Source organism: Streptococcus equinus (assembly GCF_049393805.1).
Lineage (GTDB): Bacteria > Bacillota > Bacilli > Lactobacillales > Streptococcaceae > Streptococcus > Streptococcus equinus.
In genome coordinates this window covers 931,843-952,811 of sequence record NZ_CP185763.1, presented here as the reverse complement: position 1 = coordinate 952,811, position 20,969 = coordinate 931,843, and the positions used below count along the sequence as shown (strand labels likewise).

The 20,969-nt window shown below is 36.7% G+C and carries 21 protein-coding genes; 16 read left to right on the top strand and 5 right to left on the bottom strand.

Annotated elements, in window-relative coordinates; genetic code table 11:
- The first annotated feature begins 78 nt into the window (after positions 1–78).
- Positions 79–945 (top strand): GRP family sugar transporter, encoded by an 867-nt coding sequence (locus ACN0NP_RS04625; protein ID WP_033153619.1) that lies wholly within the window; start codon positions 79–81, stop codon positions 943–945.
- A 66-nt stretch (positions 946–1,011) separates the two neighbouring features.
- Here the strand turns inward: ACN0NP_RS04625 and recF are convergent, their stop codons facing one another.
- Together recF and yaaA are read right to left on the bottom strand one after the other, a co-directional pair.
- Complete coding sequence (gene recF / locus ACN0NP_RS04620; protein WP_024344472.1) at positions 1,012–2,106, bottom strand: DNA replication/repair protein RecF; 1,095 nt, start codon at positions 2,104–2,106, stop codon at positions 1,012–1,014.
- A 2-nt stretch (positions 2,107–2,108) separates the two neighbouring features.
- Positions 2,109–2,492 (bottom strand): S4 domain-containing protein YaaA, encoded by a 384-nt coding sequence (gene yaaA, locus ACN0NP_RS04615; RefSeq protein WP_024344471.1) that lies wholly within the window; start codon positions 2,490–2,492, stop codon positions 2,109–2,111.
- An 86-nt stretch (positions 2,493–2,578) separates the two neighbouring features.
- On the opposite strand from yaaA, the gene yfmF reads away from it, so the two are divergent.
- From yfmF to ACN0NP_RS04570, 9 genes are all read left to right on the top strand, one after another.
- On the top strand, positions 2,579–3,823 hold the full coding sequence (gene yfmF, locus ACN0NP_RS04610) for an EF-P 5-aminopentanol modification-associated protein YfmF (RefSeq protein WP_423217658.1): 1,245 nt from the start codon (positions 2,579–2,581) through the stop codon (positions 3,821–3,823).
- The gene (yfmH, locus tag ACN0NP_RS04605) at positions 3,824–5,113 is read left to right on the top strand and encodes an EF-P 5-aminopentanol modification-associated protein YfmH (RefSeq protein ID WP_423217657.1); all 1,290 of its coding nucleotides are present in this window, start codon (positions 3,824–3,826) and stop codon (positions 5,111–5,113) included.
- Positions 5,114–5,179: 66 nt separating this feature from the next.
- On the top strand, positions 5,180–6,109 hold the full coding sequence (locus tag ACN0NP_RS04600; RefSeq protein ID WP_423217656.1) for a RodZ domain-containing protein: 930 nt from the start codon (positions 5,180–5,182) through the stop codon (positions 6,107–6,109).
- A 9-nt stretch (positions 6,110–6,118) separates the two neighbouring features.
- Positions 6,119–6,673, top strand: coding sequence for a CDP-diacylglycerol--glycerol-3-phosphate 3-phosphatidyltransferase (pgsA, locus tag ACN0NP_RS04595; RefSeq protein ID WP_004233663.1), 555 nt, complete (start codon positions 6,119–6,121; stop codon positions 6,671–6,673).
- Complete coding sequence (locus tag ACN0NP_RS04590) at positions 6,670–7,512, top strand: energy-coupling factor ABC transporter ATP-binding protein (RefSeq protein WP_024344467.1); 843 nt, start codon at positions 6,670–6,672, stop codon at positions 7,510–7,512. Before pgsA ends, ACN0NP_RS04590 begins: the two co-directional genes overlap by 4 nt.
- Positions 7,488–8,330: an energy-coupling factor ABC transporter ATP-binding protein gene (locus tag ACN0NP_RS04585; protein WP_024344466.1), complete on the top strand. Its 843-nt coding sequence runs from the start codon at positions 7,488–7,490 to the stop codon at positions 8,328–8,330. Before ACN0NP_RS04590 ends, ACN0NP_RS04585 begins: the two co-directional genes overlap by 25 nt.
- The gene (locus ACN0NP_RS04580) at positions 8,323–9,120 is read left to right on the top strand and encodes an energy-coupling factor transporter transmembrane component T family protein (protein ID WP_423217655.1); all 798 of its coding nucleotides are present in this window, start codon (positions 8,323–8,325) and stop codon (positions 9,118–9,120) included. The genes ACN0NP_RS04585 and ACN0NP_RS04580 overlap by 8 nt, the downstream gene beginning before the upstream one ends.
- Before the next feature lie 137 nt (positions 9,121–9,257).
- Entirely contained in the window at positions 9,258–9,851 is a 594-nt protein-coding gene (locus ACN0NP_RS04575) for a LysM peptidoglycan-binding domain-containing protein (RefSeq protein ID WP_024344464.1), read from the top strand.
- Between the two features lie 214 nt (positions 9,852–10,065).
- On the top strand, positions 10,066–10,701 hold the full coding sequence (locus tag ACN0NP_RS04570) for a transglycosylase SLT domain-containing protein (RefSeq protein ID WP_423217654.1): 636 nt from the start codon (positions 10,066–10,068) through the stop codon (positions 10,699–10,701).
- A gap of 25 nt (positions 10,702–10,726) precedes the next feature.
- Here the strand turns inward: ACN0NP_RS04570 and ACN0NP_RS04565 are convergent, their stop codons facing one another.
- The 3 genes from ACN0NP_RS04565 to sdaAB all read right to left on the bottom strand — a co-directional run bounded on the left by ACN0NP_RS04565 (position 10,727) and on the right by sdaAB (position 13,008).
- Positions 10,727–11,362, bottom strand: a complete 636-nt coding sequence (locus ACN0NP_RS04565) for an HAD hydrolase-like protein (protein WP_024344462.1) — start codon at positions 11,360–11,362, stop codon at positions 10,727–10,729.
- Between the two features lie 90 nt (positions 11,363–11,452).
- Positions 11,453–12,325 (bottom strand): L-serine ammonia-lyase, iron-sulfur-dependent, subunit alpha, encoded by an 873-nt coding sequence (gene sdaAA / locus ACN0NP_RS04560; protein ID WP_004233649.1) that lies wholly within the window; start codon positions 12,323–12,325, stop codon positions 11,453–11,455.
- Positions 12,326–12,336: 11 nt separating this feature from the next.
- Positions 12,337–13,008 (bottom strand): L-serine ammonia-lyase, iron-sulfur-dependent subunit beta, encoded by a 672-nt coding sequence (sdaAB, locus tag ACN0NP_RS04555; protein ID WP_039691227.1) that lies wholly within the window; start codon positions 13,006–13,008, stop codon positions 12,337–12,339.
- A gap of 258 nt (positions 13,009–13,266) precedes the next feature.
- Between sdaAB and mnmA the strand changes: the two genes are divergently transcribed.
- From mnmA to ACN0NP_RS04525, 6 genes are all read left to right on the top strand, one after another.
- Positions 13,267–14,388: a tRNA 2-thiouridine(34) synthase MnmA gene (mnmA, locus tag ACN0NP_RS04550; protein ID WP_004233645.1), complete on the top strand. Its 1,122-nt coding sequence runs from the start codon at positions 13,267–13,269 to the stop codon at positions 14,386–14,388.
- Between the two features lie 250 nt (positions 14,389–14,638).
- The gene (gene mnmG / locus ACN0NP_RS04545) at positions 14,639–16,543 is read left to right on the top strand and encodes a tRNA uridine-5-carboxymethylaminomethyl(34) synthesis enzyme MnmG (RefSeq protein ID WP_021143360.1); all 1,905 of its coding nucleotides are present in this window, start codon (positions 14,639–14,641) and stop codon (positions 16,541–16,543) included.
- A gap of 86 nt (positions 16,544–16,629) precedes the next feature.
- The gene (locus ACN0NP_RS04540; RefSeq protein WP_021143359.1) at positions 16,630–18,606 is read left to right on the top strand and encodes a DHH family phosphoesterase; all 1,977 of its coding nucleotides are present in this window, start codon (positions 16,630–16,632) and stop codon (positions 18,604–18,606) included.
- Entirely contained in the window at positions 18,606–19,058 is a 453-nt protein-coding gene (rplI, locus tag ACN0NP_RS04535) for a 50S ribosomal protein L9 (RefSeq protein ID WP_004233636.1), read from the top strand. Before ACN0NP_RS04540 ends, rplI begins: the two co-directional genes overlap by 1 nt.
- 34 nt (positions 19,059–19,092) lie before the next feature.
- On the top strand, positions 19,093–20,454 hold the full coding sequence (dnaB, locus tag ACN0NP_RS04530) for a replicative DNA helicase (RefSeq protein ID WP_024344459.1): 1,362 nt from the start codon (positions 19,093–19,095) through the stop codon (positions 20,452–20,454).
- 24 nt (positions 20,455–20,478) lie between these two features.
- Positions 20,479–20,751 carry a Veg family protein gene (locus ACN0NP_RS04525; protein ID WP_004233634.1) on the top strand — a complete coding sequence of 91 codons (273 nt, stop codon included), beginning with the start codon at positions 20,479–20,481 and terminating at the stop codon, positions 20,749–20,751.
- The last annotated feature ends 218 nt before the right edge of the window (positions 20,752–20,969 follow it).

The window sequence follows — 20,969 nt, the reverse complement described above, 5'->3', positions numbered from 1 at the left end:
GCGAACGACTAATTTATATATTTACAACAGTGTAAACAACGTTTACTAATCTGTAAAACATATCGTAAAGGAGAAAAAATGCAGGGTATTTTATTTGCATTGATTCCCATGGTTGCATGGGGAAGTATCGGGTTTGTCAGCAATAAAATTGGAGGTAAACCAGATCAACAAACATTAGGAATGACTCTTGGGGCACTTGTATTTGCCTTTGTTGTATGGTTGTTTGTTCAACCAGAAATGTCAGTTACACTTTGGGTTGTCGGAATTATCGGTGGTATGCTTTGGTCTATGGGACAAAATGGTCAATTCCGTGCAATGCAATATATGGGTGTTTCAGTTGGTAACCCTCTATCAAGTGGTGCTCAACTTGTATTTGGTAGCTTGATTGGTGCAATCGTATTTGGAGAATGGAGTAAACCAATTCAATACACACTAGGTATTGTCGCTTTGCTTCTGTTGGTTATCGGTTTCTATTTCACAAGTAAACGTGATTCTGAAAAAATTGAATCAGGCGTTCTTACTGACTTTGGTAAAGGTTTCCGTGCATTGACTTATTCAACAATTGGTTACCTTTCTTATACTATCTTATTTAACAATATCATGAACTTTGATGCTTTGGCAGTTATTTTCCCAATGGCTGTTGGTATGGTTCTTGGAGCTGTTGCTTTCATGAAATTTAATGTTAAATTTGAAACAGTTGTTATTAAAAATGCTATCGTTGGATTTATGTGGGGTATTGGTAATGTCTTCATGCTTCTTGCTGCTGCAAAAGCTGGTCTTGCAATTGCCTTTAGTTTCTCACAATTAGGTGTTATCATTTCAATCATGGGTGGTATCTTATTCTTAGGTGAAACTAAAACACGTAAAGAAATGCGTTGGTTAGTCATTGGTATTGCATGCTTTGTTCTTGGAGCTGTATTACTAGGAATTGTAAAATCTTATTAATCTTTGTTGACAGTGGTGTCAATGATTTTGTAAACATAAATAAAAAGCTGGCTAAGCCAGCTTTTTTTAGTTCTCTTGAATATGTCCTTTGGTAACAGTAAAAATTTTTAATTCTTTGGGGAGTTGTGATAAATGTTCAAGACTTGTTGTTGTGATGAAAGTCTGAACATTTTTAGCGATAATCATTTTCAGTAGCTCAGTTTGTCTGTAATTATCTAACTCACTCATAACATCGTCGAGAAGTAGAATCGGATAATCGCCCGTAACATTTTTGATGAGCTCAATTTCAGCCATTTTTAGAGATAAAATTAGGCTACGATGCTGTCCTTGACTTCCAAAATTAGCAGGCATATCATTGATGAAAAATTCTAAATCATCACGGTGTGGACCAGCACCAGTATTTTTTTTGAAAATATCACGTTTGTGATTTTTTTCTAAAGTCTTTAAAAATTGTTCTTTGATATCAGATTTTTTATTAAAAGGTACGGATGATAAATAGTGAATTTTCAAATGTTCTACGCCATCAGAAATGGTGTAGTGGTAGCGATCAGCTTCTTTTTCTAAATTAGCAATAAAATCTAGACGGTGTTCCATAACACGGCTACCAAAGTCAGCTAGCTGTTCATCAAGTACTGCTAGAAAGTCAATATCGACTTTTTCAGCCGTTTTAAGGTAGGTATTACGCTGTTTAAGAACATGGTTGTAATTTGATAAATCAGATAAATAGACTGGCTTGATTTGTCCAAGGTCGATATCGATAAATTTGCGACGAAGACTTGGTGCCCCTTTTATGAGTTGCAAATCTTCGGGAGCAAAAAGAACAACAGTCATTACACCAATGTAATCAGATAATTTAGCTTGTTTTAAGTGATTGATTTTGGTAACACGCCCTTTGCTTGAAAGGTCGATCTCTAGAGGAACTACCCCAGTTGAGCGTTGTAAATTACCTGAGACGCGGAGTTCTTTTTCTTGAAAATGAATCAGCTCTTTGTCTAAGCGTGTACGGTGGCTGCGAGTTAAAGATAAGAAATAAATAGCTTCTAAGAAATTAGTTTTTCCTTGGGCATTTTTCCCAATAAAAACATTGAGTCCAGGGGAAAATTCAAGTTCATTATTTAAATAATTACGGTAATTTTTTAAGGCTATTTTTTGAATCCACATGATTAAGTTCCTGGAAAACGAATAGGTTTACGTTCTTTCGTTTGTTTAGCTTGTTTTTTAGGTTGATTTTGTTTTTTAGCTTTTTTATTTTTAGCGTTTAACTCTTTGACAATAGCAGCAACACGAGCTTTTTCAGCTACAGCCTCAAGATGTTCTTCTTTTTCTTTAGCTGTTGGTTCAACAATATTGATTGTGATATTGTCTTCTGGAATAGCTACAACATCACCAATGCGAATTTTTTTCCCACGACGTTTTTCGTCTTCACCATTGAATAGGACAGTTGTTTCTGCTAAGTATCCTTTAATAGCACCACCACTTTGGATAATGCCCAGTTCCTTTAATAAAGCTTGTAAAGTAATATAGTCATCAAATAATTTGTATTCCATTGTTTTCTCCATTTTGTAATCCAAGTAATTATAACATAAACGTGGTATAATTTTAGCTAATAAAGTGTATTAGTAAGGAATTTGTAATGAAAATAGTTGATGGTGTTGAGTTACATTTAATTAAAAATGAAAAATTCAAGATGAACCACATTACCTTTCGTTTTTCTGGGGATTTTAATCAAAAAACGGTTTCGAGACGTGTTTTAGTGGCTCAAATTTTGGCAACTGCTAACGCCAAATACCCGACTGCTCAGCGCTTTAGAGAACGCTTGGCAAGCTTATACGGAGCCACTTTATCAACTAAAGTGTCAACGAAGGGACTAGTTCACATTGTTGATATTGAATTATCATTTATGAAAAATCGATATACAATGGCTAAGGAAAATCTTTTAGAAGAAGTCATTGATTTTTTGTATCAGGTTCTTTTTTCTCCGCTTGTCACTGTTGAGCAGTATCAATCCAAACTTTTTGAACTTGAACAAACTAATTTGATTAATTATTTGAAGGCTGATAAAGATGATAGTTTTTATAGTAGTGAATTAGGGTTGAAAAAACTCTTTTTTGAAAATCCAGCTTTTCAAAGTTCAAAATATGGTACGGCAGAATTGGCAGCAGCTGAAAATTCTTACACAGCATTTCAAGAGTTTCAGAAAATGCTTCGCGAAGATCAGCTGGACATTTTCATATTAGGAGAATTTGATGATTATCGTATGTTGCAGCTGTTTAATAAATTCCCTTTTGAAGACCGTCACAAGGATTTAGTATTTGACTACCAACAAGAATTTGGCAATATTGTTCAAGAAAAATTAGAAAGCAGAGAAGTTAATCAGTCAGTTTTACAGTTGGGATATTCTTTTCCAACGCGGTATGGTGACAAAGATTATTTTGCTTTGCTTGTTTTTAATGGACTTTTTGGTGGGTTTGCCCATTCACGTTTGTTTACAGAAGTTCGTGAAAAAGAAGGGCTGGCATATACTATCGGAAGCCACTTTGATATTTTTACAGGTTTACTGAATGTTTACGCTGGCATTGATCAAAAAAATCGTAATAAAGCGATGCAGTTGATTAATAAACAATTTTCTATTATTAAGACAGGGCGCTTTTCAGAAGCTCTTTTAAAGCAGACTAAGAAGATGCTAACAGTGAATTTGCGATTGTCAGGAGATTCTCCAAAAGTTTTGATTGAACGTTGCTATAATGGACAGTATTTGGAAAATCACTATAACATTGACGAAATGATTGACAAGATTGACAAGGTTAGTAAAGCTGATATTCTTCAATTGACAAGAAAAATTAGATTACAAGCTTTGTATTTTTTGGAGGGAAAATAAATGACAAGATTAATTGAAAAATTTTTCTCTGAAATTGGTGAAAATCTCTATACTGCCGTACTAGATAATGGCATGAAAGTTTACTTGATTCCCAAAAATGATTTTCAAGAAAGTTGTGGAATGTTGGTGGTCAATTTTGGATCGCTTGACAACAAGTTTACACAAAATGGTAAGGTTAGAAATTATGAAGAGGGAATTGCTCACTTTCTAGAACATAAATTATTTGAATTAGAAAATGGACAAGATGTTTCAGAATTATTCACTAATGCAGGTGCCAACAGCAATGCCTTTACAACTTTTGATAAGACTTGCTTTTATTTTTCAACGGCAGACAATTTAAGTGAAAATCTAGCTTTATTGCAGCATTTTGTATCAGATACAGCCTTTACAGAAGAGTCAATTGAACGTGAAAAATCAATTATCGGACAAGAAATTGATATGTATCAGGATGATGCGGATTATCGATTATATCAAGGCATTTTAGAGAACTTATATCCAAAAACAGCGCTAGCTCAGGATATTGCAGGAAATCAAGATAGTGTCGCTAAAATTTCTGTTAACGACTTAAAAGAAAATCATGAAGTTTTCTATTCGCCACAAGAAATGGCTTTATTAGTTGTTGGTAATTTTGATAAAGATGTCATCTTTGAGCAAATTCAGGACATTCAAAAAGGAAATGTAAAGGATGTCCATCACTTAGAACATCAAAAATTAATCTATGAACCTGTAGTGCCTCAAAAGTCAGTTCAGATGGAGGTTGTTCAACCAAAACTAGCAATTGGGTTGAGAGGACCAGCCTTATCTGTAGGAATGTCTACTTTACGACAAGAATTGATTTTAAGGATTTTCTTTGCCATGATTTTAGGATGGACATCAAAACATTATCAGGAGCTTTACGAAAATGGTCAAATCGATGATTCATTTGATTTTGAAGTTGAAGTTTATGAGAATTTCCAATTTTTGATTATTTCCCTAGATACACCAACACCAATTGCTATGGCGACTAACCTCCGACAATATCTTGATAAAGTCGCGCAGTCTAGTGATTTAGAGGATTTATCGAAAGAACATTTTGAAATTGTCAAAAAGGAATTATATGGTGACTTTTTCAAGAGTTTAGATTCTATTGAAAATTTATCTGCTCAATTTATCAATCATTTATCTGATGAAGAGACTTACTTAGCTGTTCCAAAAATTTTGGCTACCTTAACTTTTGAAGAAGTATTGAACATAGGAACTGAATTTGTTGCAAAATCAGATGCAACAGAATTCACAATCCTTCCAAAATAAAATCGAAATACTGGCTAAAATTTGCTATAATAAATCTGATTATATTTTTGTTAAAGGAAACCTTGTATGAGAGAAGAAACAATCGGAGAGATCTTAAGAAAAGGTCGAGTTGCAAAAAACTTGACCCTAGAAGAAGTCGAAGAAAAAACAGCGATTCCATCGCCCCATCTTCTAGCATTAGAATTAGAAAAATTCAAGCTGATTCCTGCAGATGAGGTTGAGGAATATCTTACTCAATATGCTGATTTGGTTGATGTTGATTCAGCTAAGCTATTAAAGCGCTATCGAGAGTTAACTAATGGCAAGACTCAAAAAGGTTCAGCAGTTGCTGAAGATGAGAAAATTACCATCGTACCAAGTCATAAACAAGCTGTTAAGCCAGTTCAAAAACAAGAAGTAGAAAATAAAGATGAATTTGGTGTTGGTTCACGCTCAAGTCGCTATAAGAGCGCTGAAAAAAACACTACATACCTTCCAATTGTTATGTTATGTGTGGTTGCACTTGCTATCTTAGCTTTTGTCACATTTGTGACTTGGAGTCAACTTCAAACTGATAGTAATAATAATTCAAAACCAAGCTACTCTGTTGTTCATAGTTCTTCATCAGAAAGCAGCTCATCAACTTCAGAAAGTTCAACTAGCGAATCTTCTTCTGAAGAGAAAGGGTTGAAAATGGAAACTGAAGGTAGCGGAAGTAATTTAACTGTTAATGTATCAAATGTTTCAGACACAGACAATTTGACAGTTGATATTAAACTATCTGGTGCTGATAGCAGCTGGGTTTCTGTAAGTAACTCAGAAACTGGTGAAGGTGGAACACTTCTTTCTTCAGCAGGAAATACAAGCTTCTCAACAGCACTTGTTGCTGGAGCTAAAACATCTGTAATTACTTTAGGGGTTACAGAAGGAGTCACTGTTTCAATTAATGGTCAAGAAGTTGATATGTCAGCTTTGACAAGTACAACAGTAAGTTATATTACAATTAATATTCAATAAGGTAGGAAAATGAAAGTCGATTTTACAAAAAAAGAAAATATTCCTAATTTGTTAACATTAGGACGCATCGTATTAATTCCAGTATTTATTTTAATTCTTTGCTTTGCAAATAATACTGCTGGTCACGCTGTTGCAGCGGTAGTGTTCGCACTTGCAAGTATTACAGATTATTTGGATGGATATCTTGCTAGAAAATGGAAAGTTGTTACAAATTTCGGGAAGTTTGCAGACCCATTGGCTGATAAAATGTTAGTTATGACTGCATTTATCATGTTGGTTGAACTTAAAATGGTTCCAGCTTGGATTGCAGCGATTATTATTTGTCGTGAACTTGCTGTAACAGGGCTTCGTTTACTACTTGTTGAAAATGGTGGAACAGTTTTAGCAGCAGCTATGCCTGGTAAAATCAAAACATTTACTCAAATGTTTTCTATTATTTTCTTGCTTTTCCATTTTTCACTTATTGGAACACTTTTACTTTATGTTGCTTTGATTTTCACTATCTATTCAGGATATGATTACTTCAAAGGAGCGGGATTCCTCTTTAAGGACACTTTTAAATGACATTAAATAGTATTGACGTTAAGCATTTAACTTTTAAATATACTGATCAACAAGATTACAATACCTTAGATGATTTATCGTTTCACGTGAAACAGGGAGAATGGTTATCAATTATTGGCCATAATGGTTCAGGAAAATCAACTACAGTCCGCTTAATTGATGGGTTGTTAGCTGCTGAATCAGGTCAAATCTTTGTTGAAGGTGAACTATTAACAGAAGAAAATGTGTGGAACATTCGTCAAAAAATAGGAATGGTTTTTCAAAATCCGGATAACCAATTTGTTGGTGCAACAGTCGAAGATGACGTAGCTTTTGGGTTGGAAAATAAAGGAATTCCTTTAGAAGAAATGAAAGCGCGTGTTAAAGAAGCACTCAAACTTGTTGGTATGTCTGCTTTTGCCAACCGCGAGCCTTCTCGCCTTTCGGGTGGACAAAAACAACGTGTTGCGATTGCAGGAGCGATTGCTATGCGTCCTAACATTATTATTTTGGATGAAGCAACAAGCATGTTAGATCCAGAAGGGCGTATTGAACTGATTCAGACGATCAAGGAGATTCGTGATAAATATAATATGACGGTTATCTCTATTACTCATGATTTGGATGAGGTGGCGCTTAGCGACCGTGTTTTAGTCATGAAAAAAGGAAAAGTTGAGTCAAGTTCAACACCAAGAGAACTCTTTGCTAGAGGAGAAGAATTATTGACATTAGGACTTGATATTCCTTTTTCAGCTAATCTCATCTCTGCTTTAAAAGATAAAGGGTTTGAATTTACAGAGGATTATCTTACGGAAAAGGAATTAGAAGATCAATTATGGGAATTACTCTTGAAGGCGTAAATTACACATATCAAGCGGGGACACCTTTTGAAGGGCGTGCCCTTTTTGACATTAATCTTTCTATAAAAGAAGGTTCTTATACAGCTTTTATTGGACATACTGGTTCAGGAAAATCAACAATCATGCAGCTACTAAACGGGCTTAATATTCCAACAGAAGGTGCTGTCATCGTTGATGATATTAAAATTACAGCTGAGTCAAAAAGCAAGGAGATTAAGCCTGTTCGTAAAAAAGTAGGGCTTGTCTTCCAATTTCCAGAAAGTCAACTTTTTGAAGAAACAGTTCTTAAAGATGTTGCATTTGGACCACAAAATTTTGGTGTTTCTCTAGAAGATGCTGAAAAACTTGCTCGTGAAAAACTTGCAATGGTCGGAATTAAAGAAGAATTTTTTGAAAAAAATCCTTTTGAACTTTCAGGTGGTCAGATGCGACGAGTTGCTATTGCTGGTATTTTAGCTATGGAACCAGAAGTATTAGTCTTAGATGAACCGACAGCAGGTTTAGATCCAAAAGGTCGCCGTGAGTTGATGACGTTATTTAAAGAATTGCATCAAAGTGGTATGACAATTGTTTTAGTTACACATTTAATGGATGATGTTGCTAATTATGCTGATTATGTCAATGTCCTTGAAGGTGGTAAATTAGTTCGTTCTGGTTATCCAAAAGAGGTCTTTCAAGATGTAGACTTCCTTGAAAGTAAGCAACTGGGTGTTCCTAAAATCACAAAGTTTGCTCAAAAGCTTGTCAAACGAGGGTTGCATTTAGAAAGTTTACCAATTACTATAGAAGAATTTGCTGAGGTGGTGAAACATGGATAAACTAATACTTGGTCGTTACATACCTGGAGATTCATTGATTCATCGCCTAGACCCACGTAGTAAGTTACTTGCGATGATTCTATATATTGTTATTGTTTTTTGGGCAAATAACCTTGTTACCAATCTTTTGATGATTGCATTTACTTTGGTAGCTGTTATTCTATCGAAGATTAAATTGAGCTTTTTCTTGCGTGGCGTTCGTCCGATGATTGGTATTATTTTATTTACAACTTTATTCCAAATGTTCTTTACGCAAGGTGGGGAAACTTATTTCCAATTTGGAATTTTGAAAATTACAAGCTATGGTTTTAGTCAAGCGGTATTGATTTTCATGCGCTTTGTATTGATTATCTTCTTCTCAACGCTATTGACTCTTACAACGACGCCTCTAAGCCTTGCTGATGGGGTAGAATCTCTCTTAAAACCTTTTGTGCGATTTAAGGTACCAGCTCATGAAATCGGCTTGATGTTGTCATTAAGCTTGCGTTTTGTTCCAACATTAATGGATGATACAACACGTATTATGAAGGCGCAACAGGCGCGTGGGGTTGATTTTGGTGAAGGAAATCTTATTCAGAAGGTAAAATCTATTATTCCAATTCTAATTCCACTCTTTGCTTCAAGCTTTAAACGTGCAGATGCTTTAGCACTTGCGATGGAAGCAAGGGGCTATCAAGGCGGAGATGGACGTACAAAATATCGAATTTTACAATGGAAATTGAAAGATTCTTTGATTATTTTGATCGTTGTAATTTTAGGAATTCTCTTATTTTATCTTAAAAAAAGCTAAAACGCCTAATCTGTAGGCGTTTTCTTTATGTTATATCAATCTAATTGTAATATTTTTAATATAAGTCTAAAGCCTGAGTAACATTAAGTCTGTATTATATAGCCTGTACTAATTTTGAAATAAAAAAGGAGCATATAATGCAAACAAATATTTTTAAAACTAAATCTAACTCAATTAAGCTTGGTCTTGCCGGTGTAGCCGCAGCAGTAGCACTAATCGCCCCAACAGTTGCTAACGCTGATTCATACACTGTTCAATCAGGTGATACACTTTCTGAAATTGCCGTAACTTACAACACTACAGTTGAAAAATTGGCTTCAGTAAACCAAATTGCTGACGTTGACTTCATCACTGTAGGTCAAATCTTAGAACTAGATCCAGAAGCTACTGTAGCATCAGTAGAAACTTCTGCAGAAGCTGCTGCACCAGCAGCTAACTCAGCTGAAACTGTAGCCGCAGCACCAGCTGAAACAACAACTACATCATCATACGCATCAAACTTGGGTACTTCAGATGCTCAAGCTAAAGAAATCATTGCTCAACGCGAATCAAGCGGTAGCTACACAGCTCAAAACGGTCAATACTATGGTCGTTACCAATTGACAATGTCATACCTTAACGGTGACTTGTCAGCTGAAAACCAAGAACGTGTTGCAGACTCATACGTTGCAGGACGCTACGGTTCATGGTCAGCAGCCCTTGCATTCTGGAATGCAAATGGTTGGTACTAAGATTTAGAGATAGAATTACCAGTATTAGAATGAAAAAATCGGAGAATGTTCTCCGATTTTTTTGATTTGTTTTCGATAAATTAGCGTTTTCATTGTGAAAATGGAGTGAATTTCAATATCTCTGTAATATTTTTAACATATTTTCAATCTCAGAGTAATAAACAAATTATATGATAGGAAACAGGAGTTTAGAGAGGTATATATTTTATTTATCATGTATAGTAAAATCAATAATAAAGCAATTAGAAATATAATTATTAGCGTCTTAGGCGCTATTTTAATGACAACAGTGGTTGTCGCACTTGCTCCAAAAATTGAGGCATTTGCAGAGACAATCACAACTAGTTCAGAAACAAAAGTTGTTAAATCTACTTCAGAAAGTTCAGAAGTATCATCAGAAAGCTCTAGTTCTACAGAAACAAGCAGTTCAAGCTCAGTAGAAGAGAGCGAAGTAGCTGAATCATCATCTACTGAGGAAGTACAAGAACCTGAAGTTGCATACGTTGAGGAAACTCCAGTTGAAGCTTCTACTGTAGATACGACAGCTAGCACAGTAACGACTGTAGCATCTTCTACAGATTCATATGTTGCACCAAATGGCAATACAGCAGGAGCAATTGGCTCAGCGGCAGCAGCTCAAATGGCTGCGGCTACAGGTGTTCCTCAATCAACTTGGGAAGCTATTATTGCACGTGAGTCTAATGGTGACCCAAATGTTGCTAACGCATCAGGTGCATCAGGTTTATTCCAAACAATGCCTGGTTGGGGTTCAACGGCAACTGTTGAAGACCAAATTGCAACAGCTATTACAGTTTACAACACTCAAGGTTTATCAGCTTGGGGATATTAACAAAAAAGAAAAAGCACTAATCATCTTATAAAGATGATAGTGCTTTTTTTAAATCTTCAGGTTGATAGCAAATGGACTCAGCTCCATGTTCTTTTAGGCTTTCTAGACTACCAAAGCCCCATGTTACTCCAAGTCTTCTAACACCAGTTTTTTTACCGCCAATCATATCGAATTTAGTATCACCAACGATAACAGCTTCATGTGCTTGAATTTTTTGTTCTGTCAGACAAGCTTTAATAACATCTGCCTTGTGGAAGTGTTGAGGTGTAGAGCCATAGACCTTTTCAAAATATGAAATGATACCAAGGTCTGTTAACATTTGTCTTGCCATTGGTTGATGTTTACTTGTTGTGACAAAGAGTGAATAGTTTAAATGATTTAACTCTTCTAGCACATCAGAAATTCCTTCATAAAGTGAAACTTGATGAATTCCTTTAGTACCATAATAGTCTCTAAACGTTTTAATAGCGTGATTAATGTCATCAGTTTGGTCAAAATAATTCCCAAAAGTGACTTCTAAAGGTGGACCGATGAATGTTGACAGTTGTTTATCGGTCTGTGAAGGTAATTGTAACTTTTCAAAAGCGTAATTAAATGCCGCCTTGATACCAGGGCTTGAATTTACCAATGTTCCATCGAGGTCAAATAGAATTGATTTCACGTTTACTCTCCTGTAAATTTTGTAAACATTAATTGACGAAGTTGTCAATTACTAAGCAATTTTTGAATTTAGTATTGAAATACTAAATCTTTATTCACCAAATATTTTAGCCTGAAGACGACGTCCAGTTGGTGTAGCAGCGAGCCCGCCTTCGGCGGTTTCACGAAAGGCTGTTGGAAGACTTGCCCCAACTTGGTACATCGCATCAACGACTTCGTCGACAGGAATTTGTGATTCGATACCAGCCAGAGCCATGTCGGCAGCAACAAGTGCAAAACTAGATCCTAAAGCGTTGCGCTTAACACAAGGAACTTCGACGAGCCCTGCGACAGGGTCACAGATAAGACCAAGCATATTTTTGATAACAAAGGCAACAGCTTGGCTGGCTTGGAAAGCAGATCCACCAGCAGCCTTGACTAGCGCAGCTGCACTCATTGCTGAAGCAGAACCAACTTCGGCTTGACAGCCACCTTCAGCACCAGAAATAGAGGCGTTATTTCCGATTACTAGACCAAATGCTCCTGCAGTGAACAAAAAGTCGAGTTGTTCTTTTTCAGAAAGGTTTAGTTTGTCGATTGCAGTTGTTAGTACAGCAGGTAGGCATCCGGCAGAACCAGCTGTTGGAGTGGCACAGACAAGTCCCATTTTTGCATTTAGTTCATTGACAGCAATAGCGTTTCGAACTGCTGTAAGAACAGTGGTATCTGACAATGTTTTACCTGATTTTAGGTAATTGTCCATTTTGACAGCGTCACCGCCAGTTAGACCGCTGATAGATTTACTTGGTGTTAATCCATCAGTAACAGAATTTTTCATGACTTGAAGATTTTTTTCCATGATATGGATGATTTCTTCACGGCTACGTCCACTTAATTCGGTTTCTGTTGCAATCATCAATTCAGCGATGTTGCCGTCAAATCTCTGGTCTGCTTGTTCGACTAATTCTTTAATAGAATAAAACATCTTTTTCCTTTCTAATCGAAGAAGTTTACGTTATGTAAGTGTGGAATGTGTTGAATTTGTTCGACAGCTTGGTGACAATCACGTGAATCCACTTCGATAATCATAATCGCTTTTTCGCCAGCACGCTCACGGGTAACATTCATTTGAGCAATATTGATATTGTGCTCAGAAAGGATGTCTGTTACTTTAGCAATCATACCAGGGATATCTTGGTGAACGATAATTAGAGTAGGTGTATTCATCTTGAGAGAAACAGAAAAGCCATTGAGCTCAGTGACTTCGATATTTCCACCACCGATTGACACACCAGTGATACTCATGTTTTTATCCCCTTTTTCTACGGTAATTTTAGCTGTATTGGGGTGAGGAGCGTTACTGTCTTTTAAAATATCCCAATAAATGCGAACCCCTTTTTGGTGGGCAATTTCTAATGAATTTTTAATATCTGGGTTGTCAGTATCCATTCCTAGAATACCTGCAACGAGTGCTTTATCAGTTCCATGTCCACGGTAAGTTTTAGCAAATGAATTATATAAATGAAATGTTACGGAATCAGGGATTTCTCCGAAAATAGAGTTAACAATTTTTCCAATACGAACAGCTCCAGCAGTGTGGCTGCTTGATGGGCCAATCATAACAGGTCCGATAATGTCAAATACGGATTGGAATTTAAGATTTTTCATATCTACTCCTTTAAGAATCTATGCTTACTTATTATAACAAAGGATATGACTTGGGTAAACGATAATAAACCGCTTAACTTGATTAAAAATGAGAAAAAAATGTAAAAGGAAAGCATAAAAGACTTACATAATAGAGATTTCATGTTATAATAGACTTCGCGTGGTTTCACGCATTCAAAATCGACCTTCAAATCGATTTTTGAAAAACTAGGCCCTTCAAGCCTATGTTCGAAAAAATATCTTGATGGGAGGATTATCATGACAGATAATTCAAAAACACGTGTTGTTGTCGGTATGAGTGGAGGCGTTGATTCGTCTGTAACAGCTCTTCTTTTGAAAGAACAAGGTTACGATGTTATTGGTGTTTTCATGAAAAACTGGGATGACACAGATGAATTCGGTGTGTGTACAGCAACCGAAGATTATAAAGATGTAGCAGCTGTAGCTGACCAAGTTGGTATTCCTTACTACTCTGTTAACTTTGAAAAGGAATATTGGGATCGCGTTTTCGAATATTTCCTAGCGGAATATCGTGCAGGACGTACACCAAATCCAGATGTTATGTGTAACAAAGAAATCAAATTTAAAGCTTTCCTTGATTATGCCATGACACTTGGTGCTGATTACGTGGCGACTGGACACTACGCACAAGTCTCTCGTGATGAAGATGGTACAGTTCACATGCTTCGCGGAGCAGACAATAACAAAGACCAAACTTATTTCTTGAGCCAATTGTCACAAGAACAATTGCAAAAAGTAATGTTCCCGCTTGGTCATTTGGAAAAACCAGAAGTACGTAAAATTGCAGAACGTGCAGGTCTTGCTACGGCTAAGAAAAAAGATTCAACAGGAATTTGCTTTATCGGTGAAAAGAACTTTAAACAATTCCTTAGTCAATATTTACCAGCACAAAAAGGTCGTATGATGACTGTTGATGGTCGTGATATGGGTGAACACGCTGGATTGATGTACTATACAATTGGACAACGTGGAGGCCTTGGTATCGGTGGTCAACAAGGTGGCGATAATGCTCCTTGGTTTGTTGTCGGAAAAGATCTTTCAAAAAATATTCTTTACGTTGGTCAAGGATTCTATCATGAATCATTAATGTCAACTAGCCTTGATGCTTCAAGCGTTCACTTCACACGTGATATGCCAGAAGAATTTACAATGGAAGTAACAGCTAAATTCCGTTACCGTCAACCGGACTCAAAAGTTACTGTTCATGTAAAAGGTGACAAAGCAGAAGTTGTTTTTGCTGAACCACAACGTGCTATCACACCAGGTCAAGCTGTCGTATTCTATGATGGTGAAGAATGCCTCGGTGGCGGTATCATCGATATGGCTTACAAAGACGGCGTTGCTTGCCAATACATCTAATTGACAAGTTTGTAAAGATAAGTTGACATTTTAACTTAATTTGATACAATAATCATAACAATAATCATGATGGTCAAAGCTCATGAGAATTGTGCGTTTTTACTGCACAATTTTCGAGGGTTTTGATCATTTTTGTGTTTTATAAATCATTTTATATTTGGAAAGGAATGCTTTAAGTAGATAGCTAGATTTTAAGCTGTTCAAATTGGATAAAACCTAGTAACTGTTTACTTGATATTGTAATTAAATCATGACACATGAATTTGCTGAAAATTATGATGTAATTGTTGTTGGTGCAGGGCATGCTGGTGTTGAAGCTAGTTTGGCTGCAGCTCGTATGGGTTGTAAAACAATGCTCGCTACAATCAACTTGGAAATGTTATCCTTTATGCCATGTAATCCTGCAATTGGGGGTTCTGCTAAAGGGATTGTCGTTCGTGAAATCGATGCCCTAGGTGGGGAAATGGGTAAAAACATTGACAAGACTTACATCCAAATGAAAATGCTCAATACTGGTAAAGGTCCTGCTGTACGTGCTCTTCGTGCTCAAGCTGATAAGGCACTTTACTCACGTACAATGAAGCATACGGTTGAACAACAAGAAAACTTGACTTTACGTCAATCAATGATTGAAGAAGTTCTAGTTGAAGATGGAAAAGTTGTTGGTGTTCGTACAGCTACTAACCAAAAATTCTCAGCTAAAGCTGTTGTTATCACAACAGGAACAGCTCTTCGTGGAGAAATTATTTTAGGAGAACTCAAGTACTCATCAGGTCCTAATAATAGTTTGGCTTCTATCGGTCTTGCTGACAACTTGAAAGAACTTGGTCTTGAAATTGGACGTTTCAAAACAGGAACACCTCCACGTGTTAAAGCAAGTTCTATCAACTATGATGAAACAGAAATCCAACCAGGTGATGAAAAACCAAATCATTTCTCATTCATGTCAAATGATGAAGATTATCTTAAAGATCAAATTCCTTGCTGGTTGACATACACTAACCAAACTAGTCACGATATTATCAATAAAAACCTTTATCGTGCACCAATGTTCTCTGGTATTGTTAAAGGTGTTGGCCCTCGTTATTGCCCATCTATCGAAGATAAAATTGTTCGATTTGCGGATAAAGAACGTCACCAATTGTTCTTAGAACCAGAAGGTCGTGAAACAGAAGAAGTTTACATCCAAGGTTTGTCAACTAGTCTTCCAGAAGATGTTCAAAAAGAATTAGTTCATTCTATCAAAGGGCTTGAAAATGCCGAAATGATGCGTACAGGTTATGCGATTGAATACGATATCGTTCTTCCACACCAATTGCGTGCAACGCTTGAAACGAAGAAAATCTCAGGACTTTTCACAGCAGGTCAAACTAACGGAACATCAGGTTATGAAGAAGCTGCTGGTCAAGGTATTGTTGCTGGTATTAATGCTGCTTTGAAAGTTCAAGGTAAACCAGAAATGATTCTTAAACGTAGTGATGCTTACATCGGTGTTATGATTGATGACTTGGTAACTAAAGGAACTTTGGAGCCTTATCGTTTGTTGACAAGTCGTGCAGAATATCGTTTGATTTTGCGTCATGACAATGCAGATATGCGCTTGACTGAGATTGGTCATCGTGTTGGTTTGGTTGATGAAGAACGTTATGCTCGTTTCTTGAAGCGTAAACGTCAATTTGACAATGAGTTGACACGTTTGTCAAGCCTTAAAATCAAGCCAGTCAAGGAAACAAACGCTCGTATCGAAGCATTAGGTTTCAAACCGTTGACAGATGCCTTGACAGCTAAAGAATTCATGCGTCGTCCTGAAATCAATTATGAAATTGCAACAAGCTTTGTTGGTCCTGCCGAAGAAAAACTTGATAGCAAAGTGATTGAACTTTTGGAAACAGAAATCAAATACGAAGGTTACATCAACAAAGCTCTTGATCAAGTGGCTAAGATGAAACGCATGGAAGAAAAACGTATCCCTGCTAATATCGATTGGGATGATATTGATTCTATTGCGACAGAAGCTCGTCAAAAATTCAAGAAAATTAATCCAGAAACTATCGGTCAAGCTAGCCGTATTTCAGGGGTTAACCCAGCCGATATTTCAATCTTGATGGTTTACTTGGAAGGTAAACAAAAACACCATCGCCATCACGAAGATTAAGTCATCAAACTGTAATTATTAAACAGAACGCAGCCCTATTAAATAGGGCTGTTTTATGGTATAATTATAAGCTAAGAGGTTAACCAATGAAAAGATTTCGATTTGCAACTATCCACTTAGTCATGATTGGCCTTATTTTATTTGGTATCTTGGCTATTTGTGTCAGACTTTTTCAGACGGAGTCAGCTATCTTAGCTGCAATCTTTTTGGCGCTTTCTTTACTTGTAGCTTTGCTCTACTATCAAAAGGAAACTTATGAGTTATCAGAGCTTGAACAAATTGAATTGTTAAACGACAAAACAGAAGTTGGATTAAAACATCTTCTGGAACAAATGCCAGTAGGTGTTGTTCAATTTGATCAAGAGACAAATGAGGTAGAGTGGTTTAATCCGTACGCAGAGCTTATTTTTACTAGTGAAGAAGGAGAGTTTGAGGACGACATCATTCGGAGAATTATTGGGAATAAGCGTGAAGGTGATGCTAGTCAGACATTTGAGTTGAATGGTAATAAGTACTCATCTTACATCGATTCATCAACGGGAATTTTCTATTTCTTCGATACATCTATGGGAAATCGTCAGTTAGGCGATGTGGCTTTTTTGCGCCCAGTAATTGGAGTTATCTCAATCGATAACTATGATGACATTACAGATGATTTGTCGGATGCTGAGATTTCACAAATCAATAGCTTTATTGCCAACTTTATTTCGAATTTTACTAAATCAAAAAATATTTTTTATCGCCGTGTTAATTTAGATCGTTTCTACTTTTTCACAGATTATGCGGTATTGAGTACTTTAATTGACGATAAATTCAATGTTTTGGAGGCTTTCCGAAAACAGGCAAAAGAAGAACACAATTTGCCACTGACCCTTAGTATTGGAGTGGCTTATGGCGATGATAATCATCAACAAATTGGACAAGTTGCGTTGCAAAATTTGAATACTGCGCTTGTTCGAGGTGGAGATCAGGTCGTTATTTGTGAAAATGATGAGCATAAGAAACCATTGTACTTCGGTGGCGGATCTGTTTCTACTGTTAAGCGAACTCGTACGCGTACACGTGCTATGATGACTGCTATTTCAGATCATATTAAAGGTGTTGATCGTGTGTTTGTGGTTGGTCACCGTAATATTGACATGGATGCGCTTGGTTCTGCTGTTGGTATGCAGTTCTTTGCAAGTAACGTTAATGAAGAGTCTTATGTGGTCTACAATCCAAATGAAATGACTCCAGATATCACGCGTGCTATCAAACGATTGCAAGAGGATGAAAAGACTAAACTGATTACGATTAATCAGGCTTTGTCAATGTTGACTGAGAGATCGTTGTTGATTATGGTCGATCACTCTAAGATTGATTTGACCTTGTCGCAAGAGCTCTATAATAAGTTTAACGATGTGATTGTCGTTGACCATCACCGTCGTGATGATAATTTCCCAGAAAATGCTGTTTTGACATTTATTGAAAGTGGTGCAAGTAGTGCCAGTGAACTTGTTACAGAGTTGATTCAATTTCAAAATGCTAAGAAACGTTTGAGTAAGATTCAAGCAAGCATCTTGATGGCTGGTATTATGCTTGATACTAAGAACTTCTCAGCAAGTGTTACAAGCAGAACGTTTGATGTTGCAAGTTATCTTCGAGCTCATGGTAGTGACAGTATTGAGATTCAAAATATTTCTCAAACAGATTTTGAGGAATACCGATTGGTTAATGAATTAATTCTTCGAGGTCGCAGAATTTATGACAATATCATCATTGCAAGTGGGCGTGATGATGTTAATTACAGTAAAGTAGTTGCTAGTAAGGCGGCAGATACCATGTTATCTCTAGCTGGTATCGAGGCGACATTTGTATTGGTGCAAGTGGCACCAAACACAGTTGCTATCTCAGCACGCAGTCGTAGTAAGATTAATGTCCAACGTATGATGGAAGAAATCGGCGGCGGTGGTCACTTTACATTGGCTGCTTGTCAGCTAGAAAATACAACGGTCAGCCAAGCTGAAGCAATGCTACTTGATGTGATTGAAAATGATTTAAGAGAAAATATGGAGGCAGAATAATGAAAGTAATTTTTCTAGCAGATGTTAAAGGAAAAGGTAAAAAAGGCGAAATTAAAGAAGTTCCAACTGGATACGCTCAAAACTTTTTGATTAAGAAAAATCTTGCTAAAGAAGCTACTAATCAAGCCATTGGTGAATTGAAAGGAAAACAAAAGTCAGAAGAAAAAGCGCAAGCTGAAGTTTTGGCTGAAGCAAAAGCTCTTAAAGCAGAACTTGAAAAAGAAGAAACTGTCGTTAAATTCACTGAAAAAGTTGGTCCAGATGGACGTACTTTTGGTTCAATTACGGCTAAGAAAATTGCAGAAGAATTGTCAAAACAATTCGGTCTAAAAATTAACAAACGTTCTATTACTTTAGATCACCCAATTCGTGCAATTGGTTCTGTCGAAGTACCTGTGAAATTACATAAAGAAGTAACCGCTGAAATCAAATTAAACATTAAAGAAGCATAATTCGTATTCGAGCTTATTAGGGGAGGTGAAAAGTTTGGCAGAAGAGCCAGAATTGAGAGTTCAGCCACAGGATTTATTAGCAGAGCAATCTGTATTAGGTTCTATTTTTATCTCGCCAGATAAACTCATCACTGTTCGTGAATTTGTTAGCCCAGATGATTTTTATAAATACTCACACCGAGTGATTTTTAAAGCTATGATTACCTTAAGTGATCGTAATGAGGCTATTGATGCTACAACAGTGAGAACCATTCTTGATGATCAAGGAGATTTGCAAAATATTGGTGGCTTGTCTTATATTGTTGAGTTGGTCAACAGTGTTCCAACAAGTGCCAATGCGGAGTATTACGCTAAGATTGTTGCTGAAAAAGCAATGCTGCGTAATATTATCTCTAGATTGACAGAAACTGTAAATCTAGCTTATGAAGGAGCTACGGATTCAGAGGATGTGATTGCCGGTGCTGAAAAAGCTCTTGTTGAGATTAACGAGCACAGTAATCGTAGTGGTTTTCGCAAGATTTCAGATGTCTTGAAAGTAAACTACGAAAACTTAGAAATCCGTTCACGCCAAACGAGTGATGTTACGGGATTACCAACAGGTTTCCGTGATTTGGATAAGATTACGACAGGTTTGCACCCTGATCAATTGGTTATTTTGGCAGCACGTCCAGCCGTCGGGAAGACTGCCTTTGCACTAAATATCGCACAGAATGTCGGAACTAAGCAAAATCGACCAGTAGCTATCTTCTCTCTAGAAATGGGGGCTGAAAGTTTGGTTGACCGTATGTTGGCTGCTGAAGGAATGGTTGATTCTCATCACCTTAGAACAGGTCAGTTAACCGATCAAGAGTGGAATAACATTACGATTGCTCAAGGTGCCTTAGCTGAAGCACCAATTTACATCGATGATACGCCTGGTATTAAAATTACTGAAATACGTGCGCGTGCGCGTAAACTATCTCAAGAAGTTGAGGGTGGACTTGGTTTAATCGTTATCGATTATCTTCAGTTGATTACAGGTACACGTCCTGAAAACCGTCAACAAGAGGTATCTGATATTTCACGTCAATTGAAAATCTTGGCGAAAGAATTGAAAGTACCAGTTATCGCATTGAGTCAGTTATCTCGTGGTGTTGAACAGCGTCAAGATAAGCGTCCTGTATTGTCTGATATTCGTGAATCAGGATCTATCGAACAAGATGCTGATATTGTAGCCTTCTTGTATCGTGATGATTACTATCGCCGTGAGGGTGAAGAGAGCGATGAGGCTGTTGAAGATAATACCATTGAAGTTATTTTGGAAAAAAACCGTTCTGGTGCGCGTGGGACAGTAAAACTCATTTTCCAGAAGGAATACAATAAATTTTCTAGTATTGCGCAGTTTGAAGAGCGTTAATAAAATTAAGGAGTACAATAAAATATGAGCGATGCATTTGCAGATGTTGCTAAAATGAAGAAAATTAAAGAGGATATTAAAGCACACGAAGGTCAATTGGTTGAATTGACACTAGAAAATGGCCGTAAACGTGAAAAAAATAAAATCGGTCGTTTAACTGAAGTGTACCCATCATTATTTATCGTTGAATACAATGAGAATTCTGATGTTCCAGGTGCTATCAATAATTCTTACGTCGAATCATACACATATTCAGATATTTTAACTGAAAAAACATTGATTCGTTATTTTGATTAAATTAATCTTAGAATTAGCATACAAAAGGCTTTACAGAGCCTTTTTTTTATGTTAAACTAAGTTCCGTGTGAAATAATAGCGGGAGAGTATGAAGCTCGTCAACAGTTGGCTCTTCTACAGTTTTTCTTTTTATGGAAAAGCTTCTAGAAGTCGGAAAAGTAATCTTGGCTGTTTAGATGAAAGTCAACTGCACGAATCAGGATTCTCTAAATTGTTAT